Source organism: Calothrix sp. PCC 7507 (genome assembly GCF_000316575.1).
Lineage (GTDB): Bacteria > Cyanobacteriota > Cyanobacteriia > Cyanobacteriales > Nostocaceae > Fortiea.
Genome location: NC_019682.1, coordinates 6,799,852 through 6,817,500 on the forward strand (window position 1 = coordinate 6,799,852; position 17,649 = coordinate 6,817,500).

Here is a 17,649-nt window from a genome sequence, read left to right on the forward strand (position 1 = left end):
CCACAGTTTGAGATCAATACTTAATATGTTGGAGGAATAATTTAGATGAAGCCTTTAAGATACTTAGTTTCTTTACTGTTGATATTTGTAGTTGTACTGTCTTTTACACCTGCAGCTTGGGCATTCTGTGGATTTTATGTAGCCAAAGCTGATACAAAGCTGTACAACAAAGCTTCTCAGGTGGTAATTGTCCGGGATGGCGATCGCACTGTTTTGACAATGGCAAACGACTTTCAAGGTGAAGTCAAAGATTTTGCAATGGTAGTACCCGTACCAACAGTACTGCAAAAAGAGCAAGTCCGCGTTGCTGAACCCAAAATTATCGAGCGTTTAGATGCTTTCAGTGCGCCGCGATTGGTAGAGTACTTCGACTCAGATCCCTGTGCGCCAATGTATGACTCTGAGAATCTTCCAAGACCCTCAGCTGCACCATCTGCACTAAACGAGAGTTCAGCTAGGAAAAGGAGCGCTGATAGTTTAGGTGTCACCGTCGAGGCACGTTTCAATGTTGGGGAATACGACATTGTGATTCTCAGTGCTAAAGAATCAGGTGGATTGGAAACTTGGCTCAACCGCAGTGGTTATAAAATTCCTAAAGGAGCAAAAGAGCTACTCAAACCCTACATCCGCTCCTCAATGAAATTCTTTGTTGCCAAAGTCAATCTCGATAAATTTGAGCAATCTGGTTATCAATTACTCCGACCTCTGCAAATTTCCTATAAGTCACCCAAGTTCTTATTACCTATTCGGTTAGGGATGATTAATGCCACCACTGAACAAGACTTGATTGTCTACATTCTCTCACCCAAAGGACAAGCAGAAATCACAAACTACCGCACAGTCAAAGTTCCTTCCAATGCCAACATTCCCATATTTGTCAAAAAAGAATTTGGCGAATTTTACAAATCTATGTTTCAAACTGCCTACACCAAAGAAGACCGGAAAGTAGGTTTTTTAGAATATGCATGGGATATGGGCAGTTGCGACCCTTGTTCTGCTGAACCTTTGACCCCTGAAGAACTCAAACAAGCAGGTGTATTCTGGCTAGATGGTTCTACCGCTGATGCGCCAGTATCTCCCCGCTTCCGTCGTCCTTTTCCTACTAGTGATGTCTTTATCACCCGGTTACATGTCCGCTACACCCGCGACAAATTTCCCGAAGACCCCACATTTCAAGCAACTTCCAACCGCGAATCTTTTCAGGGGCGTTATATCTTACAACATCCTTTCAGTGGTGAACTCAATTGTCCAGCGGGGCGAGAATACAAACGGACTTTGTCGAGGCGTTTTGAACAGGAAGCACAAACTCTGGCTAGATTAACAAATTGGAATATCCAAGACATTCGTCAAAAAATGAGGCTGACTGTAGGTAATTTGACAAACTCCTGGTGGGAGAATTTCGTCGCTTGGCTGGGGTTTAGGGATTAGGAGAATATCCCTCAATACATTTGATAAGAGGCAGGGGGTAGGAGAAAAGGTACAAACCGAGTGTTTGTGGGCGAAAGCACCACTGCTCCCCGCTCCCCTGCTTTTTCATAATTTCGTAGTAAGCACTTTAGGGACTTCCAGAAAATAAATTATCCAATTTACTTAGATAATATTTCTTTCTCCCCCTGCTCCCTGCTCCCTGCCCCCCTGCCTACTCAGTGATAGGATATTTTTTAGTTGGAAGTCCCTTAGTCCTGACTACGAACATCGTATATCCACAAATTTCAACTTGACACAATGCTTTTGGAGTTAGCTAATAGTTCATGCTGATCTTATTCACAATGGACATACCCTGAATCCGCCATGTACCCTCTAGGCGAATCAAGTCATAGCGAACTCGCAAAGTTTCGTCTGAAGACTTCTTAATTTGACCATTTTCATAAAACTGTGTTAACTCTTTCACCGTAGCTTGTACTACTGCGTGGTCTGGATCTGATTCAGTTTTGTCTATAGATTCTACCTTCACGCTGTGATCATACTGCCGATAACGGTTATCCGTTCTATCCTGCTGGGCAATTAAACGCCATTGGGATAGGGCTGAACCAGTTAAAATCTTTTGTAAGCTATCAATTTCATGTTTTGGTCCTAGAGCGATCGCTTTAGTAGATAGCCAATTGCGAATGGTTTCCTCTGCAGTGGCATTAGCTAAAGGTTCCTCTGGTGATGGCTGCGGACTATTTTTGTCAGGAATGGCTATTGGTGGTTGATCAATTTGGATGAATAACTGTTCACCGTGTAAAGATGCTTGAGGGAAAAAGAGATTTTTTACCCAGCCAAAAGTTGTGGAGATAATTAACCATAAAACTAATACAGCTACCAAAGAGGCCAACACCGTCCACACCAAACGGGTTTTGCCTTCTAGCGTATTGGCAAAGATGCGCCGTCGTTGAGGATAGCGATGACGATTTTCTGATACTTGGTCTCGACTGTTAGATGATGCTGGCTTTCTTCGTCGGTGCTTTTGAGTGTTACTAGGTGGAGAAGCCTTAGCTGAACCATTCAAGCTGTGGTTAGCAACTCTGGCTGTGCGTTCCGCAGTAGGCATCTGTGCCATAGAAGTTTCTGATGTTGTACTCCCAGCAGCCGCAGGAGTAGCTGATATATTCCAACTGGATGATGAGGATCTTGAGGGTGTTCCTGGTAATTCTGGATCTGGTGTGCGGTTTTGATAAAATTGTCGAGAATTTCCAGCAGGGTGACGACGGCGATTACTATTTGCTTGGAGAGGAGAAAATGACTGGCGGTTAATTACAGCCCACTCATTGGTTGCTTCAGCATCTGTTGGCAGGGTTTCTAAATAAGCTTGGACTTTTTGTTCGGCAAAATAATCTTTAAGGGAAGCTTGCTGCTTTGCCAAATCTCGAAAGTGGGGAAAAACTTCGTGTTGTAACCACTGTTCTCCATATAGACATAGCCCCGGTAGTATGTCTGGAGAGTCCTGAGATTTCTCCCGAATAAAAGCTAGGGCTTCATACTCTTGGCTGAGTTCTAAAACACGGGTGGCCTCTTCGGTTTGCCCTAGCAGTAGGGCGCAGAGTGATTGTTCTAAATGTACATCTTGGCGTTTGCCTAGACGCACCAACATTTGTTTTGCTTGGCGAATTAAAGCTGGTTGACGCTGGGCAAATCCCCGTGCTATCAAGGCATAGACGGCCAAGTAGGTGGCGACAGCAGAGGGGCGTTTGCTTTCCGCCTCAAACAACTTGTGTTGTTCTGCGACTGTCAAGTAATTCCGCAACTGCTGGATAAATCGCAGAAAGTCATCGATGTTGAGGCCAGATTCATCATCGCCATTGCCATCAATCCCGCCGCGATCGTCTAGGATGTTCTGCAATAATTCCAAACCTTGGCGTCGTTCAGCAGTTTTGACTTCTGGTAGTGCCAGTAATTCTAAAATTCGATATGGTCGCAATTTGTACAGATCCGCCTGAATTTCATCCTGTACACTCACAAATAAACCTTCGTGGAATAAAACTTCCTGGCCAGTTTCTAGAGAATTGGCGGCGTTTTCGTAGTGGCCTTGCTGCCATTGCTCACGACCCAGTTCTAGGCACGCCAAGGCAATAGTGAGGACAACATCAGGGCGATCGGGATTGTTGGGGTCTTCCTCGCTCGTCGGATAATTGCCTGTTCTAGTAGATGTGCTGTTTTTATTTACCAGGTATGGACGACCCAGTTTCAATACGATTTCGTATTCCCCTAGGTCTTGCAGGATCAATAAAGCACCCACTAATTCGTCTTGGGTAATTTCGATGCTGAGACTTTGGGCGTCAATGCCACCGTTGTTGTTCTCTGGGCGATTGTCTACTGCTACGGTCCGAGAGGCAGTACCATCAGGATCATAGGCATGGGCAAGATACAGCTGATCGTAACTGCTGCGTTCTTTGGGATCTGATAAAACCACGTAAGCTTCTTCTATGAGTTGTTTGCGAGAAGAAATTGCTGCTTGTGAATACTCACGTCGCGGCATTTGCACAATGCGATCGCTGTATGCCTGCCGCAATTGTTCATAACTTGCCGCTAACGGTAGTCCTAAAATTCGGTAGTAATCTAGCGGAATTCGCACAGCCTACTTCCTCTGCACCGTAATCGACATAATTCACCTAGAGCATTCCAGGCATGTAAAACCGTGCCATAATAATATCGTGTTGACTTGACATTACAAGTGTATATTGCAACAGCTCGTTTTGTGCCTTCCCGAAATTTGAGTCATATTTTAGTACCAATATTTTGCCTTCGCCTAGGAAGCGTCAGCTGTTTGTCTTAATTCTTAGTAATTTATCTGTCAGTATTGACATCAACCTTTGATACTATAAAGCACAAACACCGCTAATAACAGCGGTATAAATCTTTCCAGAATCTAGATTGCTTTATTTGGAGGACTACGCTGCTATGTAGTGTCAGAAACACTACTTTGGATAGGTGATCCTGATAAATAGAGAAAAAGATTGTATCATTATCTGACTCTAATTACAATTCTTGAAGAAGGCAATAGGCAATTTTCTGTTAAGCTCTCTTCGCTGTTGCCTGTTCCCTCCTTAACTAACAACGGGTAAAACTATCTGCGCTCATTTTTGCCAAATTGTTCATGAATATGCAGAAAGGGAGCTATTCTGACTGGTAGCCTAATAAAAGGGAGTGCAAAGTCGGGAGCAATATATTCTGAGGGTGCAAGTTTAGCAGAGTCCACGCTAAAAAGCTAAAAATTTCCCTACTCCCGCAAAACATTGACTGGTGCATTGAGCTTGGTTGTTGACTTCAGAAACTTTAGCTGATTAACAGCTTGGCCGTATGAGAGTAATTTATTAGAGATGGTAGCTTTCCGATTTAAGACAGGGATACTAAAAAAATAATGGTTCAAGAACGTACATTACCCAAATTTGATACTGCTACTGCCCGAATTTCCAAAGAAGAAGGGCTGCGGTTATATGAGGACATGATCTTAGGGCGCTTTTTTGAAGATAAATGCGCTGAAATGTACTACAGAGGCAAAATGTTTGGTTTTGTCCATCTGTACAACGGTCAAGAAGCTGTTTCTACTGGTGTGATCCAAGCGATGCGACCAGGGGAAGATTTTGTTTCTAGTACCTACCGTGACCATGTCCATGCGCTGAGTGCAGGAGTACCAGCCAGAGAGGTAATGGCAGAGCTATTTGGCAAAGCCACAGGTTGCAGCAAGGGGCGCGGTGGTTCCATGCACATGTTCTCTGCAGAACATGGCTTGCTGGGTGGTTATGCTTTCGTCGCCGAAGGTATTCCTGTCGCAGCTGGTGCGGCTTTTCAAAGCAAATACCGTCGCGAGGTGATGGGAGATGCCAACGCCGACCAAGTGACCGCTTGCTTTTTTGGTGATGGTGCTGCTAACAACGGTCAGTTTTTTGAGACACTAAATATGGCAGCGCTCTGGAAACTGCCAATTATTTTTGTGGTGGAAAACAATAAATGGGCAATTGGCATGGCTCACGATCGCGCTACTTCTGACCCAGAGATTTACAAAAAAGCCAGTGTGTTTAACATGGTGGGTGTGGAAGTAGATGGGATGGACGTTTTAGCAGTCCGCGCCGTCGCTCAAGAAGCCGTCGCCCGCGCCCGTGCAGGTGAGGGACCAACATTGATTGAAGCCCTAACCTATCGTTTCCGGGGTCACTCCCTGGCTGATCCAGATGAAATGCGTAGCAAAGCTGAGAAAGAATTTTGGTTTGCTCGTGACCCCATTAAAAAGTTAGCAGCTTATTTAATTGAGCAAAATCTGGCGGATCAGGAGGAACTCAAAGCCATTGAGAAGAAAATTCAGGAAGTTATCGACGACGCTGTGAAGTTCGCCGAAAGCAGTCCGGAACCAGATCCTAGCGAGTTATATCGCTTTGTATTTGCGGAAGACGAGTAGATTGTTAATGGTTGACGGTTGACGGTTGACGGCTGACGGTTAACTGTTGACTGTTGACTAGGGAGAGGGGAGATGAGGGTGACAAATGACAAATGACAAATTAGGATGAAATTTATGTTTGCGATCGCCCAAAAACAACAACAATACAAAACCTACATCCTCTCGGACGAAACCGCAAAATCTGAAGTGGAAGTCGTACCAGAACGCGGTGGTATCATCACCCGTTGGCGGATTGGGGGACAGGAAATTTTCTATCTAGACACTGAACGGTTTACACATCCTGAATTAAGTGTCAGGGGTGGGAATCCGATTTTATTTCCCATCTGCGGCAACCTACCGGATAATACATATATCCACAACGGTAAGCAGTATACCCTTAAGCAACATGGCTTCGCCCGTGACTTACCTTGGGAAGCTACTGAGCAAAGAACAGAAGATAAAGCTAGCCTCACGGTTGTTCTCAACAGCAACGAGGAAACCAAGGCTGTTTATCCTTTTGACTTTCAACTGGCTTTTACCTACGAATTGCAAGGTAACACCCTAGAAGTTCGTCAGGAGTATAAAAATTTGTCCTCGGAACCATTGCCGTTTTCTGCTGGTTTCCATCCTTACTTTCTCTGTGGTGATAAAACTCAACTAAAGTTTGAGATTCCCTCAAACCAGTATCAAGACAATAAAACCAAAGAATTTCACTCCTTTGACGGCAATTTTGATTTTAACCAGGACGAGATTGATTTTGCCTTTGGACAACTCAAGAGCAAATCTGCCACGGTGATCGATAGTAGCCGGAAGTTAAAGCTCACCTTAGATTATGATGATTTTTCTACCTGGTTGGTATTTTGGACAGTTAAAGGCAAGGAATTTTATTGTTTAGAGCCGTGGAGTGCTACCCGCAACGCCCTCAACACTGGCGCAAATTTGACTGTGTTAGATCCAGGAGGTAGTCTCACCACATCTATCAGGTTAGCAGCGAACTTTTTCTAAAGCACTTTACAAATCCAAGGATGTTTGTGCTAGACTTACAAAGTTGCGAAAATTAAATAAACGGGTCGCTAACTCAACGGTAGAGTACTCGGCTTTTAACCGATTAGTTCCGGGTTCGAATCCCGGGCGACCCATATAAAAGAACATCAAATTCTATATCGTACAAAAAAGCGATCGCTTATGTTAACCAAGAAAGTGCGATCACTCTGGTGCTTTCAGAGCATCACTAAACATTTGTCCTAGTCCAGTCAACGCCAGCGCACCAGGACGAATTAGTCAGTATGAATGATTCCTATCCTGTACTTGCTATCATGTCTACCCAATTAGCCATAATTCTTCAGACCCCCACTCCTCACCTTTCTCAACAAACATGGCTGATACCATCGATTTGTCTCTAGCTCTTTCCTGTACCCCTTCTGCTCATGAGCAACATAGCAGAGATAATAAGTACCTGTGCAAAAACAATGGAAACGCTGTTTGAGGGATTAATTCAGTGTCATTCAACTCTTACACAGATGCCGTTTGTCGTATATTTACCCTTGACTAATGATGCATCAAAGTTCTGGTCGCTGGCGCTTAGGGCTAGCGTTATCGATGTTGACGGTCTTTTTGTGGGGAATTCTACCTATTGCCCTGACAGTAACGCTACAAGTGCTTGATGTCTACACAGTCATTTGGTTTCGGTTTTCGGTGTCGTTTGGGTTGCTGGCTATTTATTTAGGAGTGCAGGGGAAATTACCGACGTTAGAGCGACTACGTGCTGCGTCTTGGAAGTTGTTAGCGATCGCCACAATTTTTTTGGCACTGAATTACTTGCTGTTTTTGCAAGGTTTATCACTGACATCCCCTGCTAACGCTGAAGTAATTATTCAGTTATCTAGTCTCCTATTAGGTTTAGGGGGATTGGTGATTTTTAAAGAACACTATCAGCTGCGTCAATGGCTTGGCGTGAGTGTGCTAATTCTGGGATACATTTTGTTTTTCCATGAACAACTAACAAATTTAATTACAGGACATGGTCAATACCTTTTAGGTAGTGGGTTAGTTGTGCTGGGATCAGCAGCTTGGGCTATTTATGCTTTAGCACAAAAGCAGTTATTACAGTCTTTATCTTCCGCTCAGATTATGCTGATTATTTATGGAGGATGTGCTTTTTTATTCACGCCATTCGCCAAAAATCAAATAGTTTTGACACTCAGTAACTTGCATTTAGGAATGTTACTTTTTTGTGCTTTAAATACTCTCATTGCCTATGGAGCCTTTGCTGAATCATTAGCACATTGGGAAGCATCACGGGTAAGTGCAGTAATAGCTTTAGCTCCTATTGTTACCTTAATAGCAGTAGAAACTGTATCAGTAATTGTACCTGCTTTAATTCCACATGAAAAAATGACATTACTCGGAATATTTGGAGCTGTTTTAGTTGTAGTTGGTGCGGTAGTAATTGCCTTAAGAAAAGCTGACTGAACAGCACTTTTAGGAGTTTTTACTAGCTTTTAAATCCAGAGTATTAATTGCATATTTAAAGCTACATTAGAAATACTGAGGCAGCGTATTTTTTTATTTGTTATGATTTCACAGTAAGCGTCATTTAATTGATTAAACCTCTTACAAAGTAGATATTTTACCTACTTGTTTGGCGCATTTACAGTCAATCTTTGCTCTTGTAATCAAGAGAAAAAACTAAAAAAAATCCATAAAACTGAGGCGATTTAAGATTAATTAACCTTACCAGGGTGTCCGAATAACTACCAAAGCCAACGCCTCGTGACACAACATCAGCGAAATAGTTGAGCGATGATTAGTTCGTTTGGTAATTGGGCCAGCACCCTGAGAAAAAATTCGCTATCGCTGGTTCTTTCAATGCTGCTGCCAACATGTGGAATTAGTAATTCAGTACTGGCAGCAGAGCGAGTTCATGCATCTTATTCTGCTTTAGACCTTTCGATATCAGTCAATACTTTAGACAGCTATGCAACAACAGGTGTAATTAAGGACGAATTAGCTGTTTATCAACAGTATTTACCACCACAGCAGCTTGAGGAATTACGGCGAATTTTAAGCACTCCTGTAAAAATTAGTCCGATTGTGGTTTCCCAATTTCTCCGCACACCACAAGGGGAGTTCCTACTGCGACGGTTAGCAGCAGTAATCCAAAACAAATCGCAGCAACCACAGCCAGGATTTGATGCGTTACGATCGGCGCTAATTTTAGCCTCTGCGGAACCAGGAGGGCTAACGTTATTAAATTTGTTACGAAAGTATCCTACCAAGATTATTGACGTTGATTTAGCGCATTGCTTGGAAATAGCTGCAGAACTGGAAAAATTGGTGAATGAAACAAGCCTTGCGATCGCTGCAGTCACCAAAAAATCTCAGATAGAAGCGGCGATCGCTCCAGAGTCAATAAACTTTGCCAAATTGCCAGATTTACGGCTTCCAGGAACGTTTAAGCTGCAAAAACAGACACTGAAGCTGCTCGACTCGACACGCAACAGATTATTGTTGACTGATATTTACATTCCTAATGTCGCAACTCCAGCACCTGTAATTGTGATTTCTCACGGTTTGGGTACAGACAGCAGTAACTTTCAATATTTAGCGACTCATCTAGCTTCCTATGGTTTTGTCGTCGTTGTTCCCACTCATCCAGGTAGCAACACTCAACAATTAAATGCCAAAGCTAGCCAAGTAGCAGAATCAAACGAATTTACAGACCGACCTTTAGATGTGAAATATATCCTAGATCAACTGGAAAAAAGTAACCAGTTTGATCCCCGGTGGAAAGGGCGGTTAAATCTGCAACAAGTGGGAGTTTTCGGTCAATCTCTTGGCGGCTACACAGCTTTAGCCTTGGCTGGGGCTAAAATTAACTTTGAACAACTCAAACAAGACTGCCAACCAGAAGCGCTGCAAGATACTTGGAACATGTCTTTATTGCTCCAGTGTCGTGCTTTGGCATTGAATAGTAAAAAGTTTGCCAAAGAGTATAACTTGCGGGATGGGAGAGTGAAAGCAGCGATCGCCGTTAACCCGATCACCAGCTCCATTTTTGGCAAAGCTGGCTTAAGCCAAGTGCAAATTCCCATCATGCTCGTCGGTAGTAGTGATGATACCGTCGCACCAGCTTTATACGAGCAAATTTTACCCTTCTCTTGGTTTGCTACCACACATAAATATCTCGTCACCCTCGTAGGTGCAACCCACTTTTCCACCATCGGTAATGGTAATAGTCTCAACGAGCCAACAGGCTTACATTCCCAGATCATCGGCGATAATCCGGCTCAAGCGCGTCGTTACATCAATGCCCTGAGTTTACCTTTCTTTCAAACTCATGTGGTAGGAAAGCAACAATACGCTCCTTACCTCAACGCCACCTACGCCAAAGCCATTTCAACTCATCCTCTGAGTTTAAGTTTTGTCCAGTCTTTGAGCATGAATGAACTAGCACAAGCACTAGACGCTAATCTCAAAGCAGGTAAACCCACAAAACAAAGTTCGCCCAACTCCATAGTCAATTTTGGCTTTTGGATGTTGGATATCGGAGTAGCACTGCTGCATGTGATGATTTTCCTATGAAATCCTACTTCTATACCAAGTTTGTTTTGAGGGTTTGTAGTAAGCAATAAAGTGCTTAGAATAATCAGGACTGAAGTCCTGACTACGAACTTGCATAATTTCACCAGATATCTAAATTATTTCAGGGATGGTAAGATTATCATCCCTTAATTTTTGAGGTTTCAGGCTAATCCGAAAAATCCACTGTTTTTGTAGCTATTGTCTCCTACTGATCTTCGGCTGAAACTATTAAGATTAGAAGCATCCGCCTAGTTAATACCCACTAAACTATGCCATCCATGCCTCTGTCGCGCATAGTCACGCTGATTGTTGGTTTAATTGTGATTTTGGGACTTAGCCTGTGGCTGATTGATTCCCTGTCACGCCTTTATTGGCAGTTGTCCTATTCTCCCTTGCTGGGTAATTTGTTGCTGTTGCTGCTAATTGTCCTCATAGGGGCTTTGGTTGCTGCTTTTGTTTATTATGTGCTGATACTGCGATCGGGTGAGCAGCGATCGCGTCGTCAGCGTCAGCGAGTGACATCTGCACAAATTCCGGCGGCTAAGTCTGATGCGGCTTCTTCGACTCTACAAGCTGTGCGCCAACAGGTAGCACAAATTCAAGATGAAGTCACACGACAAGCTTTATTGAGTCGATCGCGGGAAATTGAAGTCAATTTAGCACGGGGCGAAATCCAAGTCGTAGTCTTCGGTACGGGAAGTGCTGGCAAAACTTCCCTGGTAAATGCCGTGATGGGACGGATGGTGGGACAGGTGGATGCACCGATGGGTACAACCCAGGTGGGAGAAACCTATTGTTTGCGGTTGAAGGGATTAGAACGCAAAATTTTAATTACAGATACGCCAGGGATTCTCGAAGCAGGGGTGGCGGGAACGGAACGAGAACAGTTAGCGCGGGCACTGGCGACGGAAGCAGATTTACTATTGTTTGTGGTGGATAATGATTTACGGCGCTCAGAATATGAGCCGTTGCGGGGTTTGGCGGAAATTGGTAAGCGATCGCTCCTCGTACTCAACAAAACTGATCTATATACAGATGAGGATAAAGAATCTATCCTAGCGCGGTTACGTCAACGGGTACACGGATTTATTGCCACAAATGATGTCGTAGCGATCGCTGCTAATCCCCAATCTGCAAAACTAGAAACTGGCGAAACCTTCCAACCTGAACCGGATATAGTACCGTTACTGCGGCGGATGGCAGCCATTTTACGGGCTGAGGGTGAGGATTTGGTAGCCGATAATATTCTGCTGCAATCCCTGCGACTAGGAGAGGAAGCCAGAAAACTCATTGATGCCCAGCGTCGTCGTCAAGCTGATAAAATAGTCGAGCGCTTTCAGTGGATTGGCGCTGGCGTGGTGTCAGTCACCCCCTTACCAGTCGTAGATTTATTAGCAACAGCCGCCGTCAATGCTCAAATGGTGGTGGAAATTGGCAGAATTTACGGCTGCGAGTTGAATATGGAACGGGGACGAGAGTTGGCGCTTTCTTTAGCGAAAACTATTGCCAGTTTAGGGATTGTCAAGGGAGCAATTCAATTACTGTCTACAGCTTTGCAAACAAATCCGGCTACCTTTATCATCGGTAGGGCAGTTCAAGGCGTGACAGCAGCTTATTTAACCAGAATTGCGGGGAAGAGTTTTATTGAATATTTTCGCCACGATCAAGATTGGGGTGATGGTGGGATGACGGAGGTTGTGCAGCGTCAGTTTCAAATCAACCGCCGAGATGAGTTTATTAAAGCTTTTGTTCAAGAAGCGATCGCCCGAGTGGTTAAACCTCTAGCCGAGGTAACTGGGAATTCTTTTTCAGCCCCGCCAGAAGAAAAAGACGAAATCCCAGAAAGTAAGTAGTCGTCATGAACTGGGGGCTAGTATTTTCAAGTCGGTCATTATCAACCATGCACGCCAGGACGAATAAAAACTTTTATTAAGTTTTAAGCTTTTTGTCTCGTTTTCTAGACATGACAACTGGACATCTGACATATAATTGAGTTTGACAAGTAGTATTACGTACTGGAGCGAATACACAAACTGGCACAGTCTCTACAGTAAAAAAAATGCTGGCATTCAATAAAAGCAGCAATATTTGATACTTTATATAGTTACAGATGTTCTTGTTATAAAAATCACATTTATATTAATTTTTATTAGTAATAATATGTAGAGTAACAAAGTTTTTATTCCAGTAATCAACCCGATAGTGATTAATTCTGGAGGCATTCCGGAAACAGGGAGCAATGTTAGAAAACATAATATAAGGACTTACTCAGTAACCAGCTCATGACCCACTACATGATCGGTAAAGTACTACAAGCACGTTATCAAATCGTCCAAAGCCTAGGTGCGGGTGTATTTGGACAAACATACATAGCTGTAGACATAGATTATCCCGAAAATCCAAAATGTGTTGTTAAACAACTGAAGGTGAACAGTTCCCAGCCCAGTTACTTAGACACATTGAGATTACGTTTTCTCACTGAGACGGAAACTCTCAAGCGTTTAGGATGTCATAACCAAATCCCTGAACTCATTGCTTGCTTTGAAGAAAATGAGCGTTTCTACTTAGTGCAAGAGTTTATTGAAGGGCACGCACTGACTGCGGAACTGCCAATCAAAACAAACTTAGAGGGTCTTTGGAGTGAAAGCGCGGTTATTGAATTTCTCCAAGATGTCTTAGAAATTCTGGAATTTGTTCACTCTCAAGGTGTTATTCACTGTGATGTCAAGCCAGAAAATTTAGTCAGACGTGCTTTCGATGGTAAGCTAGTCCTGATTGACTTTGGCTCCATCCAAGCAGTTGATTTTGGCATAGATGTAGAATTACCCATCTATAAAGTTCCTGTCACATCATTAGGATACATACCACCAGAACAATTTATTGGTCAAACACGTCCCAACAGCGATATTTACGCTTTGGGTATGATTGCTATTCAAGCTTTAACTGGATTATCACCACTGCAATTCCAAGTTGATACTTATACCAATGAAATTATTTGGCGTACCGATCACACACCAGTTAGTGATTATTTAGCCGCGATTCTCAGCCAAATGATCCGCTACGATTTCCAAGAACGCTTTCAGTCTACGAGTGAAGTGCTGCGTATCCTGAAGCAAATGATGTGGGATACTCAGGCATCATCGAGGCAAATTTTAGCAGCACGCGATCGTCTATCTTTAATGGCAACAGATGAGGGTAAAAATTTCACCCAAGTTTCTATATCACCATCGCCGTCGTCATCTCCACTACTAACAGGAATGAGAGTAGGGTTAGTAACTAATTCTGTGTTGATGGGATTGGGTATGTATTCTTTACTAGCTCATTCTCCAGCAATACGCTCAGAAACCGAAACTTTATATAAAGCCACAGAAGAATATCAATCTGGAGATTTACAAGAGGCGATCGCCTTAGCTAAATCGATTCCCGCCCAGAGCAATGTCTATCCAGAAGCAAAAGCCACAATTGAAGAATGGCAACAGCAATGGCAAGTCGCTGCTGAAAAATATCAATTAGCTGAACAAGCTTTACATGACAGTAGATGGAGCGATTTGTTTAGTGCTGCTGCTCAAGTTCCCGACATTTTATATTGGCAAACGAGAATAGAAAAATTAGTTGAGCAAGCACACTCTAACATCGAAGGAAACACACAAGATTTATTAACAAAAGCTTTTGAAAAAGCAAAAGTGAAAGATTTTTCCACAGCTTTAGACTATCTTCGTCAAATTCCCATCGAAAGTTCCGCTAATAATGTAGTTCAAGAAAAATTAGCCGAATATAAACAAAAGCAATACATCAGAGCCACCTACTTTTTACAAAAAGCTTACAATCTAGCATCTGTTAGTGATTTTGATGGTGCTGTAAAATTCCTCCGCCAAGTTCCTGATAATACTCCCGTTTATACTCAAGCTCAAATCAAATTGCAGGAGTATACTCAAAAACAGCAGCAACAATCTCAAAGTCAAAATATAGCTCTATCAAAAACACTTTCTTCTAGCAAAAAAGTCAACTCTAGCATTAACAGTCGTTCAAATAGTAAAATTGAGCATTTAAATGCTGAAAATAACCTACAAGAGGTGAATATTTGGTAGTCATTCATAGCAAATCTACTTAGATTAGCAGCATGACGCTATCAGCTATAAAAGATTTAGTTCGCTTATTTATCCCATGAAAAAGAGATAAATTGATCCATTTGTCCCAAAGCTAAAACTATAAATTTTAAATTATTTAGGCTGATATAATAAGCTAATTTTTTCGGCTTCTTCTATCAGCCATATCTTTTATGGTTTGGGCTGTCTTGGACTAGTAAGTTGAGGAATTGGTATAGTTGGGACAACTACAGGCTGTGTTTTTTCAGTTTGTGTTTGACTCTGTGCTTGGTTACGAGCGTCTATTGCTTGCTGGTAATCAGGTTTATATTTAATTGCTTTTGCATAAGATGCGATCGCTTCTGGATAGCGTTGCAAATTTACTAAAGCATTACCTCTGCTATACCAGCTTTCGTAGTGATCAACTTTGTACCTGACTGCTCTATTATAAGCTGCGATCGCCTGTTCATATTTCTGTAAAACATAAAGCGAATTTCCCAAGCCATACCAAGCTTGATAATCATTTTGCTTCACAGCTATAGCTTTATTATAAGATTGAACTGCTTCTTCATAACGTTGGCTTTGATGTAGCGACCAGCCCCGACTATACCATGCTTGATAGCTGTCAGTATTATATTTAATTACTTGATTAAAAGATTCAATTGCTTCTGGATAACGTCGTAAATTAACGAGTATATTACCTCTTGATAACCAAGCTTGATAATAATTTTGCTTATATCTTACTGCTTGATTATATGCTGTAAATGCATCTTCATAGCGCTGTAAATTAACTAATGCATTGCCCCGATTATACCAAGCTTGCTCATAGTCTGGCTTAAATTCAACAGCTTTATCATAGGCAGCGATCGCCTCATCATATCGCTTTAAATTATGTAGTGCCCAACCCTTATTATACCAAGCTTCGTAAGAATCTTGTTTCAAATCAATTGCTTTATCATACGACTTAATTGCGTTCTCATATTGATTTAAATTACTTAAGGCTTGACCTTTTGCCAGCCAGACTTCTGGATAATTATTTTTGAGTTGTAGGGCTTTATCAAAAGAGGCGATCGCTTCTTGATATCGCTGTAGATTTTTTAAACTAAAGCCTCTTCCACTCCAAGCTTCTAAATATTCTGGCTGAATTTGAATCGCTTTATCATATGCTGCTAATGCTTCTTTATATTTATTCAATTCATACAATGATTTGCCCTGACCATACCATCCTTGAGCATAATCTGGTCTAATATCAACCGCTTTTTCATATACTGCTAGTGCGTCTTGATAACGCTGTAAATCAAAAAGTGTATTTCCTTGGTTATATAAATCTGTAGCATTATTAGAATGAATGGTATCAATAATAAATATAGATGCAGTTCCACTTATGCCTATGACAAGTATCGCCGATAAAGCCTTAAAAAGTATATTTTTTTTATTTATTTGATTTTTATAATTATTTAGTGGAGGTGCAGGAGTCAAGGCTATGGTGAGTGCAGATGGTTGCTTTAACTCTTGCAGCGCTTGTAACACCGCCGTTGCTGAAGAATAGCGCTCTCGAAAGTCATAACACACCATTTTATCTAAAACTTGTGCAAATTCCAGTGAAACTGTAGCGTTATTTTGCCAAATAATTTCATTAGTTTCAGGGTCTTTAACTAGTTGCTCAGGTGGTAATCCCGTGAGAGCTTGAATCGCAATTATTCCCACTGCATATATATCGCTACTAAATTTAGGGCTACCCTGAGCCTGTTCTCCAGGAAGATATCCAGGAGTACCTATAGCAACAGTAGATTTAGTTTGACCCTGCGGAGTAATCACCTGGGTACTAATTTGTTTAACTGCACCAAAATCAATTAATACTAATTTGTCATCTTGCTCACGTCTGAGTAAATTGTGTGGATTGACATCGCGGTGAATTACCTTCTGTTGATGGACAAACTCTAAAATTTCTAAAATTTCCTGTAAAAGAACAATTACCTCATCTTGATTCAGAGTTTTACCTGGTATTAATTCTTTACTCAGATCATGACCTTCGATGAATTCTTGCACAAGATAAAACTCTGCTTTATCCTCAAAGTAAGCTAAAAGTTGCGGAATGCGATCGTGAGTTCCTAATTTATACAAAACTTTAGCTTCCGTATCAAATAAGCGTCTAGCTGTCTCTAGAGTTACTGGGTCTGATGCTTGAGGCTTGAGTCTTTTGACAACACATTGAGGTAAACCAGGTAATTGAGTATCGCTAGCGATAAAAGTCTCACCAAATCCTCCACCTCCCAAATAGCTAATAATTTGATATCTTCCAACAAGTGTGTGTCCCAGCATTCGGTTTGCCTAGTTGAATACGATATTATCTGATTTCAATCTTGCCACAAGCTAACCGGATGAGGGGGAGATATAGTATTTAAAACGGAAGTAAGCCTATTATTAACTACTGGTTAATTGGCACTAATACTGCCATGTTTTTGTGAGAAATGTTACTAGAATTTATTGATAGCTTTCGATTTGCGTTGATTTTATTGGGCGATCGCTTGTGTACAGTTAAAAGTTACGCCCGACATCCTGGGATGAGTATGGTAGATTTGACTGCTGTTCAGAAAATCGTCTGTGCTTTTGAGGTGACGATTGAAGAATTGATGGATGTGGTGGAAGAGTAGGCGATCGCTTAGTCTTTATTAGGTATCGATTGCTATTTTTAACCTAATTTAAGCACTTTTAAAATATGCTGTTGAAATCCTGCTAATCCGCCTCTGTTATTCCAATGGTTTTTGAATGTAGGTAGGGTTTCCAACTCCATAACTTTACCCCCTTCGAGGTGGACATGATAACCAAATAGAATGTCTTGATCTGGCGGAACACCCCAATAATCTGCCATCCAAACTACTTGAACGAGACGATAAATATTAAATTCCGTATCATAAAGCTCTTTGTATAAAGTATTGTTCAGGAGTTTGACAATATGCGTTGTTTTAGCACGTTGTCTGAGAATGATAAGTTGGCCTTCCTTTGGCTTGAGAGCATTCTCTTCATACTCTTCTTTTTTCCAATGTAGGCGAAAAATTTTTAAATCAGGGTCAACATCCTGATCAGCCCAATACTTATCATCACCTTGATGATTTATATTCTTAG

The 17,649-nt window shown here is 41.9% G+C and carries 11 protein-coding genes and 1 tRNA gene (1 of these 12 only partly in view); 9 read left to right on the forward strand and 3 right to left on the reverse strand.

Annotation, left to right across the window (positions count from 1 at the left end; genetic code table 11):
• Positions 1–45: 45 nt before the first annotated feature.
• Positions 46–1,428 carry a DUF2330 domain-containing protein gene (locus tag CAL7507_RS29165; RefSeq protein WP_015132094.1) on the forward strand — a complete coding sequence of 461 codons (1,383 nt, stop codon included), beginning with the start codon at positions 46–48 and terminating at the stop codon, positions 1,426–1,428.
• A 313-nt stretch (positions 1,429–1,741) separates the two neighbouring features.
• Here CAL7507_RS29165 and CAL7507_RS29170 read toward each other — a convergent pair whose 3' ends face one another.
• Positions 1,742–4,054, reverse strand: coding sequence for an IMS domain-containing protein (locus CAL7507_RS29170; RefSeq protein ID WP_015132095.1), 2,313 nt, complete (start codon positions 4,052–4,054; stop codon positions 1,742–1,744).
• Positions 4,055–4,840: 786 nt separating this feature from the next.
• Here CAL7507_RS29170 and pdhA point away from each other — a divergent pair.
• The 7 genes from pdhA (at position 4,841) to CAL7507_RS29205 (ending at position 14,526) form a co-directional block, all read left to right on the forward strand.
• The gene (gene pdhA / locus CAL7507_RS29175) at positions 4,841–5,875 is read left to right on the forward strand and encodes a pyruvate dehydrogenase (acetyl-transferring) E1 component subunit alpha (RefSeq protein WP_015132096.1); all 1,035 of its coding nucleotides are present in this window, start codon (positions 4,841–4,843) and stop codon (positions 5,873–5,875) included.
• Between the two features lie 114 nt (positions 5,876–5,989).
• Positions 5,990–6,859, forward strand: coding sequence for an aldose 1-epimerase (locus tag CAL7507_RS29180; RefSeq protein WP_015132097.1), 870 nt, complete (start codon positions 5,990–5,992; stop codon positions 6,857–6,859).
• Between the two features lie 62 nt (positions 6,860–6,921).
• Positions 6,922–6,993 (forward strand) — tRNA-Lys (locus CAL7507_RS29185).
• A gap of 415 nt (positions 6,994–7,408) precedes the next feature.
• Positions 7,409–8,326, forward strand: coding sequence for a DMT family transporter (locus CAL7507_RS29190; RefSeq protein ID WP_042341664.1), 918 nt, complete (start codon positions 7,409–7,411; stop codon positions 8,324–8,326).
• A gap of 330 nt (positions 8,327–8,656) precedes the next feature.
• Positions 8,657–10,438, forward strand: a complete 1,782-nt coding sequence (locus CAL7507_RS29195; RefSeq protein WP_042341666.1) for an alpha/beta hydrolase — start codon at positions 8,657–8,659, stop codon at positions 10,436–10,438.
• Positions 10,439–10,716: 278 nt separating this feature from the next.
• Complete coding sequence (locus CAL7507_RS29200) at positions 10,717–12,291, forward strand: YcjF family protein (RefSeq protein ID WP_015132100.1); 1,575 nt, start codon at positions 10,717–10,719, stop codon at positions 12,289–12,291.
• Between the two features lie 429 nt (positions 12,292–12,720).
• Positions 12,721–14,526, forward strand: a complete 1,806-nt coding sequence (locus CAL7507_RS29205; protein ID WP_015132101.1) for a serine/threonine-protein kinase — start codon at positions 12,721–12,723, stop codon at positions 14,524–14,526.
• 189 nt (positions 14,527–14,715) lie between these two features.
• Here the strand turns inward: CAL7507_RS29205 and CAL7507_RS29210 are convergent, their stop codons facing one another.
• A complete protein-coding gene (locus CAL7507_RS29210; protein WP_015132102.1) occupies positions 14,716–16,845 on the reverse strand; it encodes a tetratricopeptide repeat protein in 2,130 nt (709 codons plus the stop codon).
• A gap of 149 nt (positions 16,846–16,994) precedes the next feature.
• Between CAL7507_RS29210 and CAL7507_RS29215 the strand changes: the two genes are divergently transcribed.
• Positions 16,995–17,177 carry a hypothetical protein gene (locus CAL7507_RS29215; RefSeq protein ID WP_015132103.1) on the forward strand — a complete coding sequence of 61 codons (183 nt, stop codon included), beginning with the start codon at positions 16,995–16,997 and terminating at the stop codon, positions 17,175–17,177.
• Positions 17,178–17,215: 38 nt separating this feature from the next.
• Here the strand turns inward: CAL7507_RS29215 and CAL7507_RS29220 are convergent, their stop codons facing one another.
• On the reverse strand, positions 17,216–17,649 hold the 3' portion of the coding sequence (locus CAL7507_RS29220; protein ID WP_015132104.1) for a hypothetical protein. It continues 25 nt past the right edge of the window; the window shows 434 of its 459 coding nt (coding positions 26–459); its start codon lies off the right edge, out of view; it ends in the stop codon at positions 17,216–17,218.

What these genes read in the sequence shown, in the direction of transcription:
- CAL7507_RS29210 (WP_015132102.1), bottom strand. Translation starts at nt 16,845, where the DNA reads ATGCTGGGACACACACTTGTTGGAAGATATCAAATTATTAGCTATTTG.
- CAL7507_RS29205 (WP_015132101.1), top strand. Translation starts at nt 12,721, where the DNA reads ATGACCCACTACATGATCGGTAAAGTACTACAAGCACGTTATCAAATC.
- CAL7507_RS29215 (WP_015132103.1), top strand. Translation starts at nt 16,995, where the DNA reads ATGTTACTAGAATTTATTGATAGCTTTCGATTTGCGTTGATTTTATTG.
- CAL7507_RS29190 (WP_042341664.1), top strand. Translation starts at nt 7,409, where the DNA reads ATGCATCAAAGTTCTGGTCGCTGGCGCTTAGGGCTAGCGTTATCGATG.
- CAL7507_RS29200 (WP_015132100.1), top strand. Translation starts at nt 10,717, where the DNA reads ATGCCTCTGTCGCGCATAGTCACGCTGATTGTTGGTTTAATTGTGATT.
- CAL7507_RS29180 (WP_015132097.1), top strand. Translation starts at nt 5,990, where the DNA reads ATGTTTGCGATCGCCCAAAAACAACAACAATACAAAACCTACATCCTC.
- CAL7507_RS29195 (WP_042341666.1), top strand. Translation starts at nt 8,657, where the DNA reads ATGATTAGTTCGTTTGGTAATTGGGCCAGCACCCTGAGAAAAAATTCG.
- CAL7507_RS29165 (WP_015132094.1), top strand. Translation starts at nt 46, where the DNA reads ATGAAGCCTTTAAGATACTTAGTTTCTTTACTGTTGATATTTGTAGTT.
- pdhA (WP_015132096.1), top strand. Translation starts at nt 4,841, where the DNA reads ATGGTTCAAGAACGTACATTACCCAAATTTGATACTGCTACTGCCCGA.